Consider the following 20789-nt stretch of genomic DNA (forward strand, 5'->3'; position numbering starts at 1 on the left):
TGCGCATATGGGGCAATTTGCGCGATATTGAAGTCCTCTCGCTGAAAACCGGGTCTGAAGAGCAAGGAACATGTCGGATCACGGCATTGCTTCTCGTCCTTCGAACTTGAGGGCAGTGACAAGGGAGAAACAAGATGCGTCCGCTTCTGACTGTTTTTGAGAAATCACCCGACCGTGGGCAGGGTCATGCCCGCGACATGCGTGTGCGCTGGGCGCTTGAGGAGGTCGGGCAGGATTATGATATCCGCACCGTTTCGTTCCAGCAAATGAAGGAGCCCAGTCATCGCAGGCTCCAGCCGTTCGGCCAGATCCCCACCCTTGAAACGGGCACGGTGAGCCTGTTTGAAACGGGCGCCATCCTTCTTCACATTGCCAGCGAACATACCGGTCTTCTGCCGGAAGATGAACGGGCGCGCGCGAAGGCACTCTCCTGGTTCTTTGCCGCCCTGAACACCATAGAGCCACCCATCGTCGAGCGGGAGGCTGCAGGCTATACAGTACGGGACCGCCCCTGGTTCGGTGAACTCCTCGCCCTCCTCGACGAAAAGGTCGATCTCCGGCTCAGGGATCTTTCGGATGCGCTTGCAGAACGGGACTGGCTTTGCGGCCATTTCAGCCTGGCCGACATCATGATGGTGACCGTGCTGCGCCGGCTGGAGGGCAGTTCACTCATTGAGAAACACGCCAGCCTCTGCGCCTATATGGAGCGCGGCACGAGCCGTCCCGACTATCAGCGCGCATTCGACGCACAGCATGCGCTCTATCGCGCGCGATGAGTTTGCGGGTTCTGCCGGCTGATGACATGACACTGCATCACTGCCTGCATCGGTTGCTGAAACTCATTCCGGAACGAAGATCCCTTCATCCAGCGCCCAGAGGCACATCCCGGCATCGCCAGCTTGTGGATTATGCTTCGATTCCGCGATCCACTCCAGAAGCGCCCGCGCCTCCTGCGGCGCGACGGCGAGGGTCGCCTTGGCGGAATTCAGACGCACCTGCATGTTTCGATGCTCATAGAGTTTCATGAACAGCCGCCGCCGATCTCCTGGCCGCGTGCGTAGTTCATTCTTAATCGAAATCAGTTCGTCGAAGAGCTTGTTAAAACGGGAAATTTCATTTCCCAACAGCGCATGATCCTGTTCCATGCCAATTTCAGCGGCACGCGCGATGAGGCTATCGTCCGACTGGTTTGCAAGACGAGCGGCTTTGGACTTCATTTCAGCACTCTAAACTCTCTCAGTGCATATCGCCCCATCAATTCGCGTTCCTCCCGGCGGCTTTCTACCTTCGCCCAAACCGTGGTCCATACATCAGAAATGAAAGTACATCCTTGGCATAGACTTCCTGCGGAAGCGCCCTGGCATCAATGATGGATTGAACAATCTGAATGGCCTTATCCGGAGAAAGAGGGTGGGCATGTTTGGCGGCGTTCAGCCGCACTTGAGGATTGTCGTGATCAAACAGTTCGATCAGCGCATGACGCTGATCGCCCGGGCGCGCTTCCAGTTCTTCAACCAGCTTTTTGATTTTCATATAAGCGCGATTGTAAGGCCCGGTCTCAAGATATAGCAGCGCCTCATGCTGCGTCAGGCTCAGTTCTATGAAGCGTTGCAGCATCTCATCGACGGGAGCGTTATTCTTGCGTCTCGTCATCATTTGAAAGTTCCAAGCCGCTGCAACGCAAAAGGCCGGCCTCTACCCGCCCGCGCCCTGACGCCCTCGAAGAAGTTGCTGAAACAAGAATCCTCCCAAATCATTGGATTTGGCAGCAGACCTATCCAAGCGTCCAACCCATCCAGCATGTTCAATGAACGGGCCTGGGTTTCGGTATGATGTCGAGATGTCATCTTCGCAACAACTCCATCATTCCGGTTCAAGAGGTCCATTGATCAAGTAGTCAAGCACGGTCCTGGCATCCGCTTCCTGTGGATGTCTTTTGGCATCGATGATGGATTGAACGACCTTAATGGCCGGACCTGGGAAAAGGGGATGGGCATATGTGGCTGCGTTCAAACGCACTTGCGGGTTTGGATGGTCGAAAAGATCGACCAGAACATGCCGCTGATCACCGGGGCGTGCTTCCAGTTCTTCCGCCAAACCTTTAATCTTAAGATAAGCGCGATTGTAGGGCCGTGTTTCGAGATATAGCACAGCCTCATGCTGCGTCAGGCTGAGGTCGATAAACCGCCGGATAATCTGATCGACGGAGAGCTCACTTCTCTTCTTCACCGTCATCTCAAAACTCCATGTTCCCTCAATGCCGACAGTCCTATCTCTACCCGCCTGCGCCAAGTGGCATTACGGAGAGCCTCTCGAGGAGAAAGGCCACCGAACTTGCCATTTCTTTTGGCATACCAGGCCGTGATCTCCCAATGCTTGTACCGTGGAACCAGCACCTTGTTGTCGGGGCTCTCGATCATCTCCCGCGAAAATCCGTCACGATATGCCGGCGTTTTCTCAACTATATGGTGTATATCATAGCCCGGACTCGGTACAGTCGCACGTTCCTTAAGTTCCTCCAGCGCGCGCGGCTCGTCAGAGTAGGATCGGATCGTGTGCCCGGCTTCGTTCGCCAGCCAGCCGACCCGCGCGAGAAAGCGAACCTGCTGCCAAAGCGGAAGCGTCCGCAGATACCGGGCCGCAGCACGGCCGATCCGATTGCGCTCACGCGCCCGCGCAGGCCTCCTGTGGGGATCTTCGGCTCGTCCGGGTCGCCGCTGACGGCCACAATTTTCGCACGGCCATCGTCCCGTGCAGGTCCGCCCCAGTCGCCACCCGGCCCAGTCCACCGCCCACCGTAGCGGTAACCACGCGGAACACGGGGTTGGTGCGGGTTGAAACTTGCTTATGCAATCTCAATATCCACCGCGCTCTCGCGGATGGATTGCCGTGGGTTCAGGAGCGACGTCCTACGTCAACAACGCTGGACAACCATCATTCTCGGGGCAATGGCCCGAACATCAGATAATCAAGCGCGCTCCTGGCATGCGCTTCCTGCGGATATTTTTTGGCATCAATGATGGATTGAACGACTTGAATAGACTCCTCCGGGAAAAGAGGATGAGCATATTTGGCTGCGTTCAATCGCACTTGAGGGTTTGGATGGTCGAACAGATCGACTAGAACACGACGCTGATCACCGGGGGACAACCTGAGCTTGTCAACTAGTTTGCGGATTTTCTCATAGGCGCGATTGTAGGCCCGCGTTTCTAGATAAAGCACGGCCTCATGCTGTGTCAGGCTGAGATCGATGAATTCTTGCACTGTGGCGTCAGCCGGAACCGCTTTCCCTTTCTTCACCATCATCTCAAAACTCCATGATATCGCAGTGCAAACAACCCTATCTCAACGCGCTTTTGCCAGGACTCACTGCGAAGATACTCTCGAGGTGAAAGACCTCCAAATCTCTCATCCTTCGTTGCATACCAGGCCGTGATCTCCCAATGCTTGTACCGCGGTACCAGGACCTTGTTCTGCGGGCTCTCGATCATCTCCCGCGAAAATCCGTCACGATATGCCGGCGCTTTCTCAACTATATGGTGTATATCATAGCCCGGACTCGGTACAGTCGCACGTTCCTTAAGTTCCTCCAGCGCGCGCGGCTCATCAGAGTAGGATCGGATCGTGTGCCCGGCTTCGTTCGCCAGCCAGCCGACCCGCGCGAGAAAGCGAACCTGCTGCCAAAGCGGAAGCGTCCGCAGATACCCGGCCGCAGCACGGCCGATCCGATTGCGCTCACGCGCCCGCGCAGGTCTCCTGTGGGGGATCTTCGGCTCGTCCGGGTCGCCGCTGACCGCCACAATTCTCGCACGGCCATCGTCCCGTGCAGGTCCGCCCCAGTCGCCACCCGGCCCAGTCCACCGCCCACCGTAGCGGTAACCACGCGGAACACGCGGCTGAGCGGGATTGAAGTTCGCCCGCGCCTCCAGCAAGGCCTGCAAATGCCAAGCCCGTATCAGAAACGCGCCTTCGGCATAGGCCGCGCGCAGCGCCGCATATTCCCTGGCAAGTTCTCGCTCGTCACCTTCGCTGACCATCTGACCCCGCCTCATTCAACGGGGCTATGATCGGGCCACTGCGGGTGGCGAGGATAAAATTCCTAACCTTTTCTTGATGCGATGCGGGGAACGATGCGCGTTCCGAAGACAATTCAGATGCTTGGTCAGATGCTTGGGAAAAGAAAAAAGATCAGGATTGCGGGTATGAGCGCGGGTTTATCCCCGGACGGGGCCAGCCCTTATCGCATCCTCATGACGAACCGTCTCGATAAGCGCCGTTCCTCAGGCCAGAAACAACCCCTCCAGAAACCGCGCGGCATCCTCGAAACGGCCCTCGCCACCGCGCTTTTCGCCCAACACCGCACGCACCTGCACGTCGAAATCGGCATAGTGCTGGGTGGTCGCCCAGATGGCGAAGATGAAGTGGTAGGGATCGCTCTTTTTCAGGCGTCCCGCGCGCATCCATGTGGCGATGATCGCGGCTTTCTCGTCCACCAGTTCCTTCAATTCGCCTTCCAACAGCGGCAGGATACGCGGTGCGCCCTGCAGGATTTCATTGGCAAACAGCCGGCTCTCGCGCGGGAAATCACGCGACATCTCGATCTTGCGGCGAATATAGGAGCGGATTTCGGTGTGCGGATCACCCGCCGCATCCATCTCGCGCAGGGGGGCGAGCCAGGTCTCCATGAGACGGTGAATCAAAGTCGCAAAAATCTCCTCCTTGTTCTTGAAATAATAGAGGAGATTGGGCTTCGACATGCCGGCCGCATCGGCAATCTGGTCAATGGTCGAGCCGCGAAACCCGTGCTGGGAAAAAACCTCCAGCGCGGCCTCGCCGATCAGTTCGCGCTTTTCGCGCTGGATGCGGGTGCGCTTTGGACGGGCGGCGGGCTTGTCCATCAGGTGGCCTCGCCCGCATGGCGGACATCACCAGCCCATGGCGAAAGGCCACGCTGGTCCAGCCGATTAGTCCACTGTGGAATGCGCCAGCGCAAGGACATTTCCCCTACTATCCCCTTGACCGCCAACATGGCGGTGTTAACGTTTGTCCAAACGGTCAAAAATTGCGTAGCATATCTTCGCGCAAAGCACCAAGCATTGACCGGGACAAGCCGAGCGAAACAACAATCAGGGGAAGCTTGGTCATGCTCGACAGGCTCAACAAGCGGCCGAACGATCTGTCTGCGTTCTGGATGCCGTTCACCGCGAACCGGCAGTTCAAGGAAACGCCGCGCATGCTGGTCGCCGCCAAGGACATGCATTTTACCGCCGAGGATGGCCGCAAGATCATGGATGGCACGGCAGGCTTATGGTGTGTGAACGCCGGCCACTGCCGGCCGAAGATCACCGAGGCCATTCAGCAGCAGGCAGCACAGCTCGACTATGCGCCCGCCTTCCAGATGGGGCATCCCATCGCGTTCGAATTCGCCAACCGGCTGGCAGCGATTGCCCCGGAAGGCATGGACCATGTGTTCTTCACAAATTCCGGCTCGGAGAGCGTCGATACGGCGCTGAAGATCGCGCTTGCCTATCACCGCGCCAAGGGCGACGGCTCCCGCTTCCGCCTGATCGGCCGCGAACGTGGCTATCATGGCGTCAATTTCGGCGGCATCTCGGTGGGCGGCATCGTTGCCAACCGCAAGATGTTCGGCACGCTTCTGACGGGCGTCGACCACATGCCGCACACGCATCTGCCCGGCCAGAACGCGTTCACGCGCGGCGAGCCCGAGCATGGCGGCGACCTGGCCAACGAGCTGGAGCGCATCGTCACGCTGCACGACGCCTCGACGGTGGCGGCGGTGATTGTCGAGCCGGTGGCCGGTTCCACGGGCGTGCTGATCCCGCCGAAGGGCTATCTGAAGCGTCTGCGCGAGATCTGCGACAAGCACGGCATTCTCTTGATCTTCGATGAGGTCATCACCGGTTTCGGCCGCCTCGGCGCGCCGTTTGCTGCGGATTATTTCGGCGCGGTGCCGGACATCATGACCACCGCCAAGGGGGTGACCAACGGCGTCATCCCCATGGGTGCGGTTTTCGTGAAGAAGGAAATCCACGACGCTTTCATGAACGGGCCCGAACACCTGATCGAGTTTTTCCACGGCTACACCTATTCGGGCAATCCGATTGCCTGTGCGGCGGGTCTGGCCACGCTCGACACCTACCAGGAAGAAGGGCTGCTCACGCGCGCCTCGGAGCTTGCCGACCACTGGGCCGATGCGCTGCACTCGCTCAAGGGCGAACCGCATGTGATCGACATCCGCAACATCGGTCTCGTCGGCGCGGTGGAGCTTGAGGGCATTCCCGGCGAACCGACGAAGCGCGCCTTCTCCGCCTTCCTGAAAGCCTATGAGCGCGGTTTCCTGATCCGCACCACCGGCGACATCATCGCCCTTTCGCCGCCGCTGATTATCTCGAAAGGCCAGATCGACGAGCTGATCGACAATCTGCGCGACGTTTTGAGGATGATCGACTGACATGGCGACGGAACGCGAAAAGGCCACCCATGAGGTACTGATCGACGACGAGCGCGTGCGCGTGACCCGCTGGGATTTCGCGCCGGGCGCGGAAACCGGCTGGCACCGCCATGGCATGGACTATGTGATCACCACGCTCACGCCCTGCGCCTTCCATCTGGAAATGCCGGGTGGCGAAACCGTGCACAACAACCTTGAAGCGGGCGTTTCATACCGCCGCGACGAGGGCGTGGAGCACAATGTCATCAATGGCGGCGACAAACCGATGTCGTTCGTCGAAGTGGAATTGAAGTAAGGGACAACACAACATGGCCGCACCGGGCGAGAACCTGAAGATCAACGCCGACCGCCTCTGGGATTCACTCATGGAGATGGCGAAGATCGGGCCTGGTGTGGCCGGCGGCAACAACCGCCAGACACTGACCGACGAGGACAGCGAAGGCCGCAAACTCTTTCAGAAATGGTGCGAGGAAGCCGGGCTCGAAATGGGCGTGGACGAAATGGGCACCATGTTCGCGACACGGGCAGGCACCGATCCGGACGCCCTGCCCGTCTATGTGGGCTCCCACCTCGACACCCAGCCGACGGGCGGAAAATATGACGGCGTGCTCGGCGTTCTGGGTGGGCTCGAGATCATCCGCTCGATGAACGATCTCGGTATCAAGACCAGGCACCCCATCGTCGTGACCAACTGGACCAATGAGGAAGGCACGCGCTTTGCGCCGGCCATGCTGGCGTCGGGCGTGTTTGCGGGCGTCCATGAGCGCGACTGGGCCTATGACCGCACGGACGCGGAAGGCAAGCGCTTCGGCGACGAGCTGGAGCGCATCGGCTGGAAGGGCGACGAGCCTGTCGGCCAACGCAAGATGAAGGCCTTCTTCGAATTGCACATCGAGCAGGGACCGATCCTTGAGGACGAGCTCGTCGACATCGGCGTCGTCACCCATGGGCAGGGCCTGTGGTGGCTGCAGGTAACGCTGACCGGCAAGGAGAGCCACACCGGCTCGACACCGATGCCCAAGCGCCGCAATGCCGGGCTCGGCATGGCGCGGGTGACGGAGCTGGTGCATGAAGTGGCGATGGACCACCAGCCAAACGCCGTGGGCGCCATCGGCCATGTGGAGGTCTACCCCAATTCCCGCAACGTCATTCCGGGCAAGACGGTGTTTACCGTCGACATCCGCTCGCCTGACGAGAAGACGCTGAACAAAATGCGCGCGAAGATCGAGGCGGGCATCGAGACGATCTGCGACGCGCTCGACATCAAATTCGAGATCGAGCCGGTCGGCCATTTCGCCCCGGTCACCTTCGACGAAGGCTGCGTGAAGGCGATCCGCGACGCCGCCGAACGGCTTGGCTATTCGCATCGCGACATCGTTTCGGGCGCCGGACACGACGCCTGCTGGATCAATCAGGTGGCGCCGACCGCCATGGTGATGTGCCCCTGCGTCGACGGGCTTTCGCACAATGAGGCGGAAGAGATCACGAAGGAGTGGGCGCAAGCGGGTGCGGACGTTCTTTTCCATGCCGTGGTGGAAACGGCGGAGATCGTCGAATGATCTGACGATCCCCCAAATCCGCCGAGGACAACACAATAAGAGGGGAAACTCATGTCCAAGGTCATCAGAAACGGAACCATCGTCACGGCCGACCGGACGTGGAAGGCCGACATTCTCGTACAGCACGACAAGATCGTGGCGATCGGCCACGATCTTCATGGCGATCATGAGATCGACGCCACCGGCTGCTATGTGATGCCGGGCGGGATCGACCCGCACACCCATCTGGAAATGCCCTTCATGGGCACCTATTCGAGCGACGATTTCGAAAGCGGCACCCGCGCTGCCGTCTCGGGCGGCACGACGATGGTGGTGGATTTCTGCCTGCCCTCGCCCGGTCAATCCCTGCTGGAAGCCATCCAGATGTGGGACAACAAGTCGACCCGGGCGACCTGCGACTATTCCTTTCACATGGCGATCACCTGGTGGGGCGAGCAGGTGTTCAACGAGATGCCAGAGGTGGTGGAAAAGGGCATCACCTCCTTCAAGCATTTCATGGCCTACAAGGGCGCGCTGATGGTGGACGATGACGAGATGTATTCGTCGTTCCAGCGCTGTGCGGAACTGGGCGCCCTGCCCCTCGTCCATGCCGAAAACGGCGATGTGGTCGCACAGCTTCAGGCAAAGCTTCTGGAGGAAGGCAACAATGGGCCGGAGGCGCACGCCTATTCGCGCCCGCCCGAGGTGGAGGGCGAGGCCACCAACCGAGCCATCATGATCGCCGACATGGCAGGCACGCCGCTTTATGTGGTGCACACATCGTGCGAGCAGAGCCACGAGGCGATCCGCCGCGCGCGGCAGAAGGGCATGCGCGTTTACGGCGAACCGCTGATCCAGCACCTGGTGCTGGACGAAAGCGAATATGCCAATGCCGACTGGGACCATGCCGCGCGCCGCGTGATGAGCCCGCCCTTCCGCAACAAACAGCATCAGGATTCGCTGTGGGCGGGCTTGCAGGCGGGATCGTTGCAGGTGGTGGCGACCGACCATTGCGCCTTCACGACGGACCAGAAACGCTATGGCGTGGGCGATTTCACAAAAATCCCCAATGGAACCGGCGGGCTTGAGGACCGCATGCCCGTTCTGTGGACCTACGGGGTCAATACAGGGCGGCTGACCATGAATGAATTCGTCGCCGTCACCTCCACCAATATTGCGAAAATCCTGAACATGTATCCGCAAAAGGGTGCGATCGTTGAGGGCGCCGATGCGGACATCGTGATCTGGGACCCGGAAGCCACGAAGACGATCTCCGCCCAAAGCCAGCAATCGGCCATCGATTACAATGTGTTCGAGGGTATTGAGGTGAAGGGCCTTCCAAAGACCGTTCTGTCGCGCGGCGAGATCGTGGTCGAGGATGGCGTGGTGAAGCCCAAGCCCGGCCACGGGAAATTCGTGGCGCGCGAGCCGCACATGGCGGTGAACCGGGCGCTTTCGCAATGGAAGGAAGTGACCGCGCCGCGCAAGGTGGAGCGGACGGGCATTCCGGCGAGCGGCGTATAAGGAGGCACATCCATTGAACGCCAACCCAGCAATCCGCCAGGAAGCGTCCTCCCCTCAAACCAGCCAGCCCGTCGTGGAAGCGAAGGGGCTCGGCCTCACCTTCGAAACCAATGACGGGCCGGTGCGTGCGCTCGCCGATGTGGACCTGACCATCAACAAGGGTGAGTTCGTCTCCTTCATCGGCCCATCGGGCTGCGGCAAGACCACGTTTCTGCGTGTGATTGCCGATCTGGAGCAGCCGACCGCCGGCGAAATCCTTGTCAACGGAATGACGCCGGAAGAGGCGCGCCGCAAGCGGGCCTATGGCTATGTGTTTCAGGCGGCGGGGCTCTTTCCCTGGCGCACCATCGAGCAGAATGTCGCCCTGCCGCTGGAGATCATGGGCTATTCGAAGGCAGAGCAGAAAGAGCGCGTGCACCGCACGCTCGATCTGGTGAACCTGGCGGGTTTTGAGAAGAAGTTTCCCTGGCAGCTTTCCGGCGGCATGCAGCAACGCGCATCCATTGCCCGTGCGCTCGCCTTCGACGCCGATCTCCTTCTGATGGACGAGCCGTTCGGCGCGCTCGACGAAATCGTGCGCGACCACCTGAACGAACAGTTGCTAGACCTGTGGGCCCGCACCGGCAAGACCATCGGCTTCGTGACCCACTCGATACCGGAGGCGGTTTATCTTTCGACGCGCATCATCGTCATGTCGCCACGGCCCGGCCGCGTGACGGACGTGATCGATTCCCCGTTGCCAAAGGAACGACCGCTCGACATTCGGGAATCGCCGGAATTTCTGGAAGTCGCACACCGGGTGCGCGAGGGTCTGCGTGCGGGGCATGGCGATGACTGAGCCAATGATTGCCGTTTGCGCCCGCCCCTCATCCTCACCTTCTCCCCGCAGGCGGGGAGAAGGAGGCATAGACGTCGCCGCGTCGTCCTTCTCCCCACGTGCGGGGAGAAGGTGCCGGCAGGCGGATGAGGGGCAGCACCCCGCCCAGCAGGTGAAACTATGACGGCGGCGACGGACACAGCCCCGACCCGCACCACAACGCCCGTCTTCCGCCGCGCGGTGGAAGGCAAAACGCTGCCGATCCTCATCGTGCTCGGCGTCATAATCCTGATCTGGTACGCCTTCACCGTCTATCTCAACGCCCCATGGCAGATCGACGCCTATGAGCGGGCGGGGACGGGATGGACAGCCACCGATCTCGTGCGTGATACGATGGCGCAGGAGCGTCCCGTTCTGCCCTCGCCGCATCAGGTGTTGGCGGAAATCTGGAAAACCACGGTCGGAACCCAGCTCACATCCAAGCGAAACCTGCTCTATCACGCCTGGATCACCCTCTCCTCCACCCTGCTAGGTTTCGTGATCGGCACCGCGCTCGGCGTGCTGCTTGCCGTCGGCATCGTGCACAACAGGGCGATGGACAAATCCGTCATGCCGTGGGTGATCGCAAGCCAGACGATCCCGATCCTGGCGGTCGCACCAATGATCATCGTGGTGCTGAACGCCATCGGCCTCTCGGGCCTTCTGCCCAAGGCGCTGATTTCCACCTATCTCTCCTTCTTTCCCGTTGTGGTGGGCATGGTGAAAGGCTTCCGCAGCCCGGAAGCATTCCAGCTCGACCTGATGCGCACCTACAATGCCAGCGGCACTCAGACCTTCTGGAAACTGCGCTGGCCGGCCGCCCTTCCCTATCTCTTCACCTCCATGAAGGTGGCGGTGGCGATCAGCCTTGTCGGCGCGATTGTCGGCGAACTGCCGACAGGGGCGGTTTCGGGCCTCGGCGCGCGGCTTCTGGCCGGCTCCTATTACGGCCAGACGGTGCAGATATGGTCGGCCCTCTTCATGGCTGCCGCACTCGCGGCCCTCCTGGTGGGGCTTGTAGGCATCGGCCAGCGCGTGGTGATGGCCCGGATGGGAGCAAAGCCATGAACTGGGCCTTGACCGGAGCGCTTCTTTTCTGGGCCGCCGCATGGGCGCTGAACGAGTGGCTCGCCAGGCTGAACCCGCACTCGGCATCCGCCAGACGTGCGCTTGGCCTGCTCATCCCGGCGATCTTCGGTATCACGCTTCTAGTGGTGTGGGAGGGCGTCGTGCGCGGTTTCGACATTTCTCCCGTGCTCCTCACGCCACCCAGCGCCATCTGGACCCGCATCACATCCTCCCTGCCGACACTCTGGGCCGATTTCCAGCAAACCTTCCTGAAGGCGGTTCTGATCGGCTACGCCATCGGCTGCGGCGCCGGCTTCCTGACCGCCATCGCCATCGACCGCTCGCCCTTCCTGCAGCGCGGCCTGATGCCGCTTGGAAACTTCGTCTCCGCCCTGCCGATCATCGGCGTCGCGCCGATCATGGTCATGTGGTTCGGCTTCGACTGGCCCTCCAAGGCCGCTGTCGTCATCATCATGACCTTCTTTCCCATGCTGGTGAACACGGTCGAGGGGCTTTCAGCCTCCTCCGCCATCGACCGCGATCTGATGCGCACCTATGCGTCGTCCTACTGGCAGACGCTTTTCAAGCTGCGCCTGCCGGCGGCAGCCCCCTTCATCTTCAATGCACTGAAAATCAACTCCACGCTGGCGCTGATCGGGGCCATCGTCGCCGAATTTTTCGGCACGCCTATCGTGGGCATGGGGTTCCGCATTTCCACCGAGGTGGGGCGCATGAACATCGATATGGTGTGGGCAGAGATCGCGATGGCGGCTCTGGCAGGCTCACTTTTCTATGGTGCGGTGGCGCTTCTGGAGCGCGCTGTCACCTTCTGGCATCCATCCATGAGGAGTGGATAACCGGCCGCGTGGAGAACGGCGGCCCAATCAAAGAGGGAAGCGAAGATGAAACACGCAGTGAAAGGACTATTGTCCGGCGTACTGATGCTCACCGCCTCACAGGCAATCGCCGCAGACGATGTGACCTTGCAGCTCAAATGGGTGACGCAGGCACAGTTTGCCGGATATTACGTGGCCAAGGACAAGGGCTTCTACGAAGAAGAAGATCTGAACGTTGAGATCAAGCCGGGAGGCCCCGATGCTGCCCCGGTTCAGGTCCTCGTGGGTGGCGGCGCCGATGTTATGGTGGACTGGCTCCCCTCCGCGCTTGCCGCACGGGAAAAGGGTGCCCCGGTGGTCAACATCGCCCAGCCCTTCGCCAGGTCCGGCCTTACCATGGTCTGCCGCAAGGAAACCGGCATCGAGAAACCGGAAGACTTCAAGGGCAAGACGCTGGGCACCTGGTTCTTCGGCAATGAGTATCCGCTCTACAACTGGCTGTCGAAACTTGGCCTGCCGCGAGACGGTTCGGAAGACGGAGTGACGATCCAGAAGATCGGTTTCAATGTTGACCCGCTTTTGCAGAAACAGGCCGACTGCATCACCGCCATGACCTACAATGAATATTGGCAGGTGATTGATGCCGGTCTGACCGAAGACGATATCGTGGTCTTCAACTACACCGACGAAGGCGTGGCGACGCTGGAAGATGGTCTCTACGTGCTGGAAGAGAGGCTTCAGGATCCCGAGTTCGTGGACAGGATGGCGCGTTTTGTAAGGGCTTCGATGAAGGGCTGGATGTGGGCAAAGGACAACCCGGAAGAAGCGGCTATGATCGTGCTCGATAATGACGAAACCGGTGCGCAGACCGAAAAGCACCAAACGCGGATGATGGGCGAAATTGCCAAGCTTTTGGGTGAAGACGCCACACTGGATGAGGCCGCCTATCAGCAGACGGTGGAGACATTGCTGCAGGGCGGATCCGATCCGGTGATCACCAAGCAGCCGGAAGGCGCTTTCACCCACGAGGTGACCAAGAAGGCTATGTGATTGCTTGTATCACGACGCCAGCCTGCGCCGTTGCGTCTCCCGATAGACGCCCGGCGTGGTGCCGGTCTGACGCCGGAAAAAGCGATTGAAATACGCCGGATCCTGAAAGCCCAGCGAGTAGGCTATCGCCTGAACAGGTGTGGGTGTGAAGACCAGATCACGGCGCGCCGCGTCAATCAGACGGCGTGCGAGCAACCGCGAGACGCTCGCACCCGCCTCCCGTCGTGCGATCCGGTTCAGCTGCGCGACCGATACACCGATTTTCTCAGCGTAGAAGGCAACGGGACGATGCTCGCGAAAATGCGTTGCGATCAGTGTCTCCAGTGCCAAGAGCCGCCGGCTGTCGCTGTCTGACCTGCCCTGCGGCTCCGACGAGGATGCTCGCACACCAGCGCGCGCCAGCCGCAGCAGAATTTCGGTAACATGCATGTCCAGCAACAGATCACGGCCCAGAACGGAAGCTTTGCCATGTTCTTCAAGCAACTGAAAGAAAAGGCGCTCCAGATGCGTCCCTTCACCGGCCGTGTCATTCCCCATGGGCACAATGCGCGACTGAGTGAAGTAGGTCGAAAACGCCCTGTCTGACGCACGCGGCAAAGCCAGCCGGTCTGCGAGAACCGTCGCAACGACGCCTTCGGAACCTCGAGCAAAGTGAAACCCATGCGCCGCCCCCGGGGGAATAAAAATGGCGCAAGGAGCGGAAAACACGCCCCCCGCCATATCCTCACCGATCAGCTTTCCCTCTCCTGCGGTCATCCAGAACAGCTGAAAAAGCGCGTTGTGCCGATGCACCGAAATTTCCCAATTGTGCAGCGCACTGCGAGCAGAGAGCGTTTCACAGTGGAGCCAAAAATCAGAGGATTCGCCTGATTCTTCTTGATAAAGTCGGTAGTTTGGAACTCTGGTCCGCATCGCACTTCTCTTCAAACATGATCGAAAAGTGCAATCGTTTGCGACAAATGTCCATTGTCCGACAGCGTTGCGTCTTTCAGTCTTCCCCTCACCAAGGGAGGAAGGACGAAGCGTGCGAACACAAGTCGTCATAATAGGGTCTGGCCCGGCAGGCCTGCTGCTTGGACAGCTTCTTACCAATGCCGGCATCGACAATGTCATTCTCGAGCGGGCGTCGAAGGCACATGTGCTCTCGCGAATCCGCGCAGGCGTGCTTGAGGAAGGCACCGCCGCACTGCTCGATGAAGCCGGTGTGGGCACGCGCATGCGCCGCGAAGGCCTGCCCCATGACGGGTTCGATCTGGCATTCGACAACCGCCGTCACCGGGTTGATCTCCATGCCCTGACCAGCGGCAAACGCGTTCTTGTTTATGGCCAGACAGAGGTCACACAGGACCTGATGGACGGTCGAGGCTCCGCAGGCGCCATCACCGTCTACGAGGCCGGAAAGGTTCAGCCGCACGATTTTGAGGGCGCCCACCCCTATGTGACCTATGAAAAGGACGGGAAGCTCCATCGCATCGATTGCGACTTCATCGCCGGTTGTGATGGTTTCCACGGAATTTCCCGCAAATCCATCCGGCAAGACGCCATCGAAACCTTCGAACGCATCTATCCGTTTGGATGGCTTGGCATCATCGCCGAAGTGCCTCCGGTGGGCGACGAGCTGATCTATGCAAACCACCCACGCGGTTTCGCCTTGTGCTCCATGCGTTCAACGACCCGCAGCCGATACTACGTTCAGGTGGGGGCGGATGAGCACGTCGAGGACTGGTCCGACGACCGCTTCTGGGAGGAGATCCGCAAACGGCTGCCGACAGCCACTGCCGAGGCGATGATCACCGGGCCCTCGATCGAAAAATCCATTGCGCCTCTGCGGTCCTTCGTGGCGGAACCGATGCGCTTTGGCCGTCTGTTTCTGGCTGGCGACGCCGCTCACATCGTGCCCCCCACCGGCGCGAAGGGCTTGAATCTCGCTGCGAGCGACGTGCGCTATCTCTTTGATGCCTTTCGGGAATTCTATATCGAGCGGTCCTCCGCCGGGTTGGACGATTACTCAAACAAGGCACTTGCGCGTGTGTGGAAGGCCGAGCGTTTTTCCTGGTGGATGACGAGCACCCTGCATCGGTTTCCCGACCAGGGCACGTTCGGCCAGCGGATCCAGCATGCGGAACTCGATTATCTGTTCCAGTCGCGTGCCGCGCTTACCATGCTGGCCGAAAATTATGTGGGCCTGCCCTTCTAGCCCGAAACCGAAAAAGATCAGGCCGGAGGAACTTGAAGCGGTTTTGAACCGTCACTCCATGGCGTTCATCGTCAGGAGTTCATAGGCGGCAACCTGTTCGCCTTCCTGATTGTAAACGCCGACATCCCAGCGCACTTCGCCATATTCGTTCTTGCGGCGCGTCTTCTGCTTCACCGTAAGGCGCACCTTGAGCGCATCACCAGGAGAAACCGGTTTCATAAAGCGCAGATTGTCGAGACCATAATTGGCGAGCACCGGGCCCGGTGCCGGATCGACAAACATGCCCGCCGCGAAGGAAAGGATCAGATAGCCGTGTGCAACCCGGCCGGGGAAGAACGGATTGGCCGCGGCAGCCTCCTCGTCCATATGCGCGTAGAATGTATCGCCGGTGAACTCGGCGAAATGCTCGATGTCCGCCAGCGTCACCTCGCGTGGCCCCACCCAGATCGTGCGGCCCGGCTCCAGTTCGCCAAAGGTCAGGCGGAAGGGATGCGGCTCTTTCTCTTCGGTCGAAGCGCCCGCCACATAGCGGTTGGTGATGCCGGCGATCAGGTCGGGGCTTGCCTGGATTGCGGTGCGTTGCATGTAATGCATCACGCCACGCACACCGCCAAGCTCTTCACCGCCGCCGGCGCGGCCGGGACCGCCATGCACCATGTGCGGCAGCGGCGAACCGTGGCCGGTTGCCTCCTTGCCGGTGTCGCGGTTGGCGAAATAGAGCCGGCCATGGAAAGCGCCCGCCTCCAGAACCGCCTGCCGGGCAACCGCCGGATCATGCGTGAAGACCGAGGCGACAAGCGAGCCCTCACCGCGATTGGCAAGCCTCAGCGCATGGCCGAGATCACGGTATGGCATGATGGTGGAGACGGGGCCGAACGCCTCGACGGAATGCAGCTTCTGAGCGCCATCGGGATCGTCGCAGGAGAACAGCATGGGCGGCACGAAAGCGCCCGCGCCGGCATCGGCATCGGTGACTGAAAACGCATCCGGATCGCCGAAGACACGGCGGGCCTCGGTGGCCAGAATGCCGGCCTTCTCAAGAACGTCGTCGCGCTGGGCGAGGCTTGCGAGCGCGCCCATCCGCACGCCTTCGCTGCGCGGATTGCCAACCACGGTCTTCTCAAGCCGGGCGATGAGCGCGTCGGTGACCGCATCGCGGTGCGCGTCCGGCACGAAAATACGACGCACGGCGGTACATTTCTGGCCGGCCTTGGCCGTCATTTCGCGGTGCACTTCCTTGATGAAGGCATCGAATTCAGGCGTTCCAGGTGCTGCATCCGGGCCAAGCACCGAAGCGTTGAGCGAATCCTGCTCGGCCACGAAACGCACGGAATTGCCGATGATCTTCGGGTTGGCGCGCAGCATGGATGCAGTGGAGGCAGAGCCCGTGAAGGACACCACATCCTGACCGCTAAGACGGTCAAGCAGCTCTCCGGTGGAGCCGGCGATGAACTGCACCGCGCCTTCCGGAAACAGGCCCGATTCCACGATCATGCGGAAACAGGCTTCGGCGAGCCACGCGGTGGCGGAGGCCGGCTTGACGATGGCCGGAACGCCGGCGATCAGTGTCGGCGCAAGCTTCTCCAACATGCCCCAGACGGGGAAATTGAAGGCGTTGATGTGGACGGCCACGCCCTGAAGCGGGGTCGCCACGTGCTGGCCAACGAAGTTTCCGGAGCGGGAAAGCTGCTCCAGCGCGCCATCCACATAGACGTGATCGTCCGGCAGCTCGCGCCGGGCCTTGGACGAATAGACGAACAGCGTGCCGATGCCGCCATCGATGTCGATCATCGAGTCAGGCTTGGTCGCGCCGGTCTCGTAGGAAAGCTCGTAGAGCGCATCGCGGCGGTCGTTCAGATATTGCGCCAGCGCCTTGATGGCGAAGGCGCGGTCGTGGAACGTCATCGCGCGCAGCGCCGGTCCGCCCACCTGGCGGGCATGATCGGCCATGCGGGCGAAATCCAGCTTTTGCGAGCCGAGTTCGGCAACGACATCGCCGGTGACCGCACTCCGCAGGGGTTTGAGGTCGCCCGAGGGCGCAACCCACGCCCCCGCCACATAGCTTTCAAGCCGCATCACGCTCATGGAAAACTCCTTTACTGATCAGCGCACCCGCGCCGGCAGCCGGGAGAAGCCGCGAAAGCGCACACGTCCGGTGCGTTCGGGTTCGCCGGTCAGCCGGTAATCGGGAAAACGTTTGAGAAAATGCGAAATGCCGATGCGTCCTTCCATGCGCGCAAGCGAGAAGCCCGCGCACAGATGAGGGCCGCCGGCAAAGGCCAGATGCTTGTTCGGCTTGCGCCCCACATCGAGCCGGTCCGGCTCGGCGAACTGGCGAGGATCGCGGTTGGCAGCACCAATGCACAAATGGATCGGCGTGCCAGGCTCCACGGTTTCACCATAAAACTCCACCGGCTCCACCGCCATGCGGTTGCCAAGCTGATTGGGGCTCTGGAAGCGTAAGAACTCATCGACAGCCGTTGCAATCAGGTCCGGGTCCGCTTCAAGCCGCGCTTTCTCTTCGGGCCATTGCAACAGCTCATAAAGGGCGTTGCCGATCAGGTTCGTGGTGGTCTCGTGACCGGCATTGAGGATGAAGATGCAGTTCTGCAAAAGCTCCACCTCGGAGAGCTCCTCCCCCTCGATACCGTTGATGAGACGGGTCAGAACGTCGGTCGCCGGATCGCCGGGATTGCGTCGCCGGTCGTCGGCGATATCCTTGAGATAGGCCTTGAAATCGGTGACGGAGGTATTGCCCCATCTGAGTTGCTCATCGCTGAGAACCGGTTCCAGCGCCCCGAGAATGGCGAGCGACCAGTCGCGCAGCGGCTCGCGTTCCTCATGGGGAATATCGAACAGATTGCCGATCACCTCGACCGGAATCGCCGCGGCAAAATCCTCGATCAGATCGACCTCGCCCTTCTCTTCCATACGGTCGAGCAGGCCGTCGACCAGCGTGATCAGGCCCGGCTCAAGGGCTGCCAGCGCGCGCGGCGTCAGCGCCCCCATCATGATCTTGCGCACCCGCGTGTGGAGCGGCGGATCATTGAAGACGAGGCTTGTCGTATGATGTTCATAGAGCGGTGTGTCGCCGAATTTCGGCCGGAACTCCGCCTTCTTGTCGGAGGAGAAGGTTTTCGTGTCGCGGTAGACGCGATCGAGATCGGCATAGCGCGACAGCATAACGGAGCCATCGGAAAAGCGCTTCAAGGGTGCATGCTCCAGAAGCGCGTGATAGACCGGAAACGGGTCATCCACGAAACCCGATGGCAGTGCCGTCAATTCGAACTCTTGCGCCAGTTTCTGGCTTTCCGCCACAGCGATCTGTGCCGTTTTCGTCATGCTATCCTCCCGGAAGCGGCACCACCGCCTCCTCACAACAGTATTATTGACCGACCGGTCGGTTTATGCAAGTCTGATTGCGTTGATGGCCTCGGGAGGAGCCTAAATGTCACAAATGCAACTGTCTCCACAGGAGATCGCAGAGCGCAGCGCGCAGGCGATGTGGGCGCGCGACGATGCGTCCAAATGGCTGGGATGCAGCCTCGATGCGGTGGCCCCGGGCAGCGCGACCCTCTCCATGACGGTGGAGAAACACCACACCAACGGGCACGACATTTGCCATGGTGGCTACATCTTCACGCTGGCGGATTCGGCCTTCGCCTTTGCCTGCAACTCCTACAATCAGATCGTTGTCGCACAGCACAATTCCATCACCTTCATCGCGCCCGCCGCGCTCGGCGACCGGCTGAAAGCAGTCGCGAGGGAGGTTGCGCGGTTCGGCCGCTCCGGGATTTATGACGTGCGGGTCGAAAACCAGGACGGCAAGCTGATCGCGGAATTCCGTGGCAATTCTCGCGTGATCAGCGGCAAACATTTCGAGGAGGAGGCCTGAGAGCTTCGGGAGAGACACATGAAAGACCTGACCCCAAGAAAAGAAGAGCTGGATCCCATTGAAATCGCCTCGCGCGATGAAATCCAGGCGTTGCAGCTGGTACGTCTCAAATGGTCGTTGAACCACGCCTATGAGAATGTGCCGCATTACAGGAAGAGTTTCGATGCTGCCGGCGTTCACCCCGACGACCTGAAAGAGCTCTCCGATCTCTCGAAATTCCCCTTCACCGTAAAAACGGATCTGCGCGACAACTATCCCTTCGGCATGTTTGCCGTGCCGCGTGAGAAAGTGGTGCGTATTCACGCTTCTTCCGGAACCACCGGCAAGCCGACCGTGGTGGGATACACCGAAAAGGACATCGACACCTGGGCGGAGGTCATGGCGCGCTCGATCCGCGCGTCTGGCACACGCCCCGGTGATGTCGTGCATGTGGCTTATGGCTATGGGCTCTTCACCGGCGGGCTTGGCGCGCATTATGGCGCGGAACGGCTTGGAGCCACTGTGGTGCCCGCATCCGGCGGCATGACCGCACGCCAGGTCACGCTGATCGAGGATTTTCGGGCGCAGACCATCATGGTCACCCCCTCCTACATGCTCTCGATCCTGGACGAATACCGGGCGCAGGGGCTGGACCCGCGCAAGAGCCCACTGCAGGTGGGAATCTTTGGTGCCGAACCCTGGACCAACGCCATGCGGGCCGAGATCGAAGACGCATTCGACATGCATGCGGTCGACATTTACGGCCTGTCGGAAGTGATGGGACCGGGCGTTGCCAATGAATGCGTGGAGACCAAGGACGGGCTGCACATCTGGGAAGATCATTTCTATCCCGAGATCATCGACCCGGAAACCGGCGAAGTGCTGCCGGATGGCGAAATGGGCGAACTCGTGTTCACCTCGCTCACCAAGGAAGCCTTCCCCATCGTGCGCTACCGCACCCGCGATCTGACACGGCTTCTTCCCGGCACAGCGCGATCCATGCGTCGCATGGAAAAGATCACCGGCCGCTCGGACGACATGATGATCCTTCGCGGAGTGAACGTCTTCCCGACCCAGATCGAGGAACAGATTCTGACCGTGAAGGGCCTTGCGCCCCATTTCCAGATCGAGCTGGCGCAGGAAGGCCGCATGGACGCCATGACCATCCATGTGGAGATGGCCTCGCTCGAAGCGAGTGAAGATGTTCGCCTCGCCGCCTGCCGCCAGCTCGGCGAACGCATCAAGGATGTGGTCGGCGTGACGGTGCGCGTCCACGCGACCGATCCCGGCAGTGTGGCCCGCAGCCAGGGCAAGGCCGTGCGCATCATCGACAAGCGGGTAAAACAATGATCTTACCCGACATTTCCAAGCATC

21 protein-coding genes are annotated in these 20789 nt (G+C 60.5%); 12 read left to right on the forward strand and 9 right to left on the reverse strand.

The genetic code is table 11. The features are described from left to right. Positions 1-134 precede the first annotated feature (134 nt). Complete coding sequence (locus AC2CHD_RS04740; protein WP_484552755.1) at positions 135-776, forward strand: glutathione S-transferase family protein; 642 nt, start codon at positions 135-137, stop codon at positions 774-776. A 63-nt stretch (positions 777-839) separates the two neighbouring features. Here the strand turns inward: AC2CHD_RS04740 and AC2CHD_RS04745 are convergent, their stop codons facing one another. From AC2CHD_RS04745 to AC2CHD_RS04770, 6 genes are all read right to left on the reverse strand, one after another. Beyond that, positions 840-1217, reverse strand: a complete 378-nt coding sequence (locus tag AC2CHD_RS04745) for a DUF2019 domain-containing protein (protein ID WP_484552756.1) — start codon at positions 1215-1217, stop codon at positions 840-842. Between the two features lie 64 nt (positions 1218-1281). After that, the gene (locus AC2CHD_RS04750) at positions 1282-1656 is read right to left on the reverse strand and encodes a DUF2019 domain-containing protein (RefSeq protein WP_484552757.1); all 375 of its coding nucleotides are present in this window, start codon (positions 1654-1656) and stop codon (positions 1282-1284) included. A gap of 207 nt (positions 1657-1863) precedes the next feature. Continuing rightward, positions 1864-2235 (reverse strand): DUF2019 domain-containing protein, encoded by a 372-nt coding sequence (locus AC2CHD_RS04755; protein WP_229448838.1) that lies wholly within the window; start codon positions 2233-2235, stop codon positions 1864-1866. Between the two features lie 699 nt (positions 2236-2934). Next, positions 2935-3306 carry a DUF2019 domain-containing protein gene (locus AC2CHD_RS04760; protein ID WP_484552758.1) on the reverse strand — a complete coding sequence of 124 codons (372 nt, stop codon included), beginning with the start codon at positions 3304-3306 and terminating at the stop codon, positions 2935-2937. Continuing rightward, positions 3303-4037, reverse strand: a complete 735-nt coding sequence (locus tag AC2CHD_RS04765; RefSeq protein ID WP_484552759.1) for a hypothetical protein — start codon at positions 4035-4037, stop codon at positions 3303-3305. The genes AC2CHD_RS04760 and AC2CHD_RS04765 overlap by 4 nt, the downstream gene beginning before the upstream one ends. A 243-nt stretch (positions 4038-4280) precedes the next feature. Further along, positions 4281-4898 carry a TetR family transcriptional regulator C-terminal domain-containing protein gene (locus tag AC2CHD_RS04770; RefSeq protein WP_484552760.1) on the reverse strand — a complete coding sequence of 206 codons (618 nt, stop codon included), beginning with the start codon at positions 4896-4898 and terminating at the stop codon, positions 4281-4283. Between the two features lie 245 nt (positions 4899-5143). Here AC2CHD_RS04770 and aptA point away from each other — a divergent pair, with 245 nt between their 5' ends. The 8 genes from aptA to AC2CHD_RS04810 all read left to right on the forward strand — a co-directional run bounded on the left by aptA (position 5144) and on the right by AC2CHD_RS04810 (position 13344). Next, positions 5144-6472, forward strand: coding sequence for an omega-aminotransferase AptA (gene aptA, locus AC2CHD_RS04775; RefSeq protein ID WP_484552761.1), 1329 nt, complete (start codon positions 5144-5146; stop codon positions 6470-6472). Between the two features lies 1 nt (position 6473). Then, positions 6474-6767, forward strand: coding sequence for a cupin domain-containing protein (locus AC2CHD_RS04780; protein ID WP_025029618.1), 294 nt, complete (start codon positions 6474-6476; stop codon positions 6765-6767). Between the two features lie 13 nt (positions 6768-6780). After that, on the forward strand, positions 6781-8031 hold the full coding sequence (locus tag AC2CHD_RS04785) for a Zn-dependent hydrolase (protein WP_484552762.1): 1251 nt from the start codon (positions 6781-6783) through the stop codon (positions 8029-8031). Positions 8032-8082: 51 nt separating this feature from the next. After that, positions 8083-9534, forward strand: a complete 1452-nt coding sequence (gene hydA, locus AC2CHD_RS04790; protein WP_484552763.1) for a dihydropyrimidinase — start codon at positions 8083-8085, stop codon at positions 9532-9534. Positions 9535-9547: 13 nt separating this feature from the next. Further along, positions 9548-10372, forward strand: a complete 825-nt coding sequence (locus AC2CHD_RS04795; protein ID WP_484552764.1) for an ABC transporter ATP-binding protein — start codon at positions 9548-9550, stop codon at positions 10370-10372. A 159-nt stretch (positions 10373-10531) separates the two neighbouring features. Next, entirely contained in the window at positions 10532-11458 is a 927-nt protein-coding gene (locus tag AC2CHD_RS04800) for an ABC transporter permease (protein WP_484552765.1), read from the forward strand. Beyond that, on the forward strand, positions 11455-12315 hold the full coding sequence (locus tag AC2CHD_RS04805) for an ABC transporter permease (protein WP_229448829.1): 861 nt from the start codon (positions 11455-11457) through the stop codon (positions 12313-12315). The genes AC2CHD_RS04800 and AC2CHD_RS04805 overlap by 4 nt, the downstream gene beginning before the upstream one ends. A 45-nt stretch (positions 12316-12360) precedes the next feature. Beyond that, entirely contained in the window at positions 12361-13344 is a 984-nt protein-coding gene (locus tag AC2CHD_RS04810; protein ID WP_484552766.1) for an ABC transporter substrate-binding protein, read from the forward strand. A 9-nt stretch (positions 13345-13353) separates the two neighbouring features. On the opposite strand, the gene AC2CHD_RS04815 is transcribed toward AC2CHD_RS04810, so the two are convergent. Continuing rightward, positions 13354-14100, reverse strand: coding sequence for a helix-turn-helix domain-containing protein (locus AC2CHD_RS04815; RefSeq protein ID WP_484552767.1), 747 nt, complete (start codon positions 14098-14100; stop codon positions 13354-13356). Between the two features lie 268 nt (positions 14101-14368). Between AC2CHD_RS04815 and pobA the strand changes: the two genes are divergently transcribed. Continuing rightward, positions 14369-15541, forward strand: a complete 1173-nt coding sequence (gene pobA, locus AC2CHD_RS04820; RefSeq protein WP_484552768.1) for a 4-hydroxybenzoate 3-monooxygenase — start codon at positions 14369-14371, stop codon at positions 15539-15541. Positions 15542-15592: 51 nt separating this feature from the next. Here pobA and paaZ read toward each other — a convergent pair whose 3' ends face one another. Both paaZ and AC2CHD_RS04830 read right to left on the reverse strand, forming a co-directional pair. After that, positions 15593-17626: a phenylacetic acid degradation bifunctional protein PaaZ gene (paaZ, locus tag AC2CHD_RS04825; protein WP_484552769.1), complete on the reverse strand. Its 2034-nt coding sequence runs from the start codon at positions 17624-17626 to the stop codon at positions 15593-15595. Positions 17627-17644: 18 nt separating this feature from the next. Further along, positions 17645-18883 carry a cytochrome P450 gene (locus AC2CHD_RS04830; protein WP_484552770.1) on the reverse strand — a complete coding sequence of 413 codons (1239 nt, stop codon included), beginning with the start codon at positions 18881-18883 and terminating at the stop codon, positions 17645-17647. A gap of 115 nt (positions 18884-18998) precedes the next feature. Between AC2CHD_RS04830 and paaI the strand changes: the two genes are divergently transcribed. Both paaI and paaK read left to right on the forward strand, forming a co-directional pair. Continuing rightward, entirely contained in the window at positions 18999-19436 is a 438-nt protein-coding gene (paaI, locus tag AC2CHD_RS04835) for a hydroxyphenylacetyl-CoA thioesterase PaaI (protein ID WP_223022407.1), read from the forward strand. 18 nt (positions 19437-19454) lie between these two features. Then, positions 19455-20765, forward strand: a complete 1311-nt coding sequence (gene paaK / locus AC2CHD_RS04840) for a phenylacetate--CoA ligase PaaK (RefSeq protein ID WP_484552771.1) — start codon at positions 19455-19457, stop codon at positions 20763-20765. The last annotated feature ends 24 nt before the right edge of the window (positions 20766-20789 follow it).

It is taken from the genome of Nitratireductor sp. ATLC21, assembly GCF_057196525.1.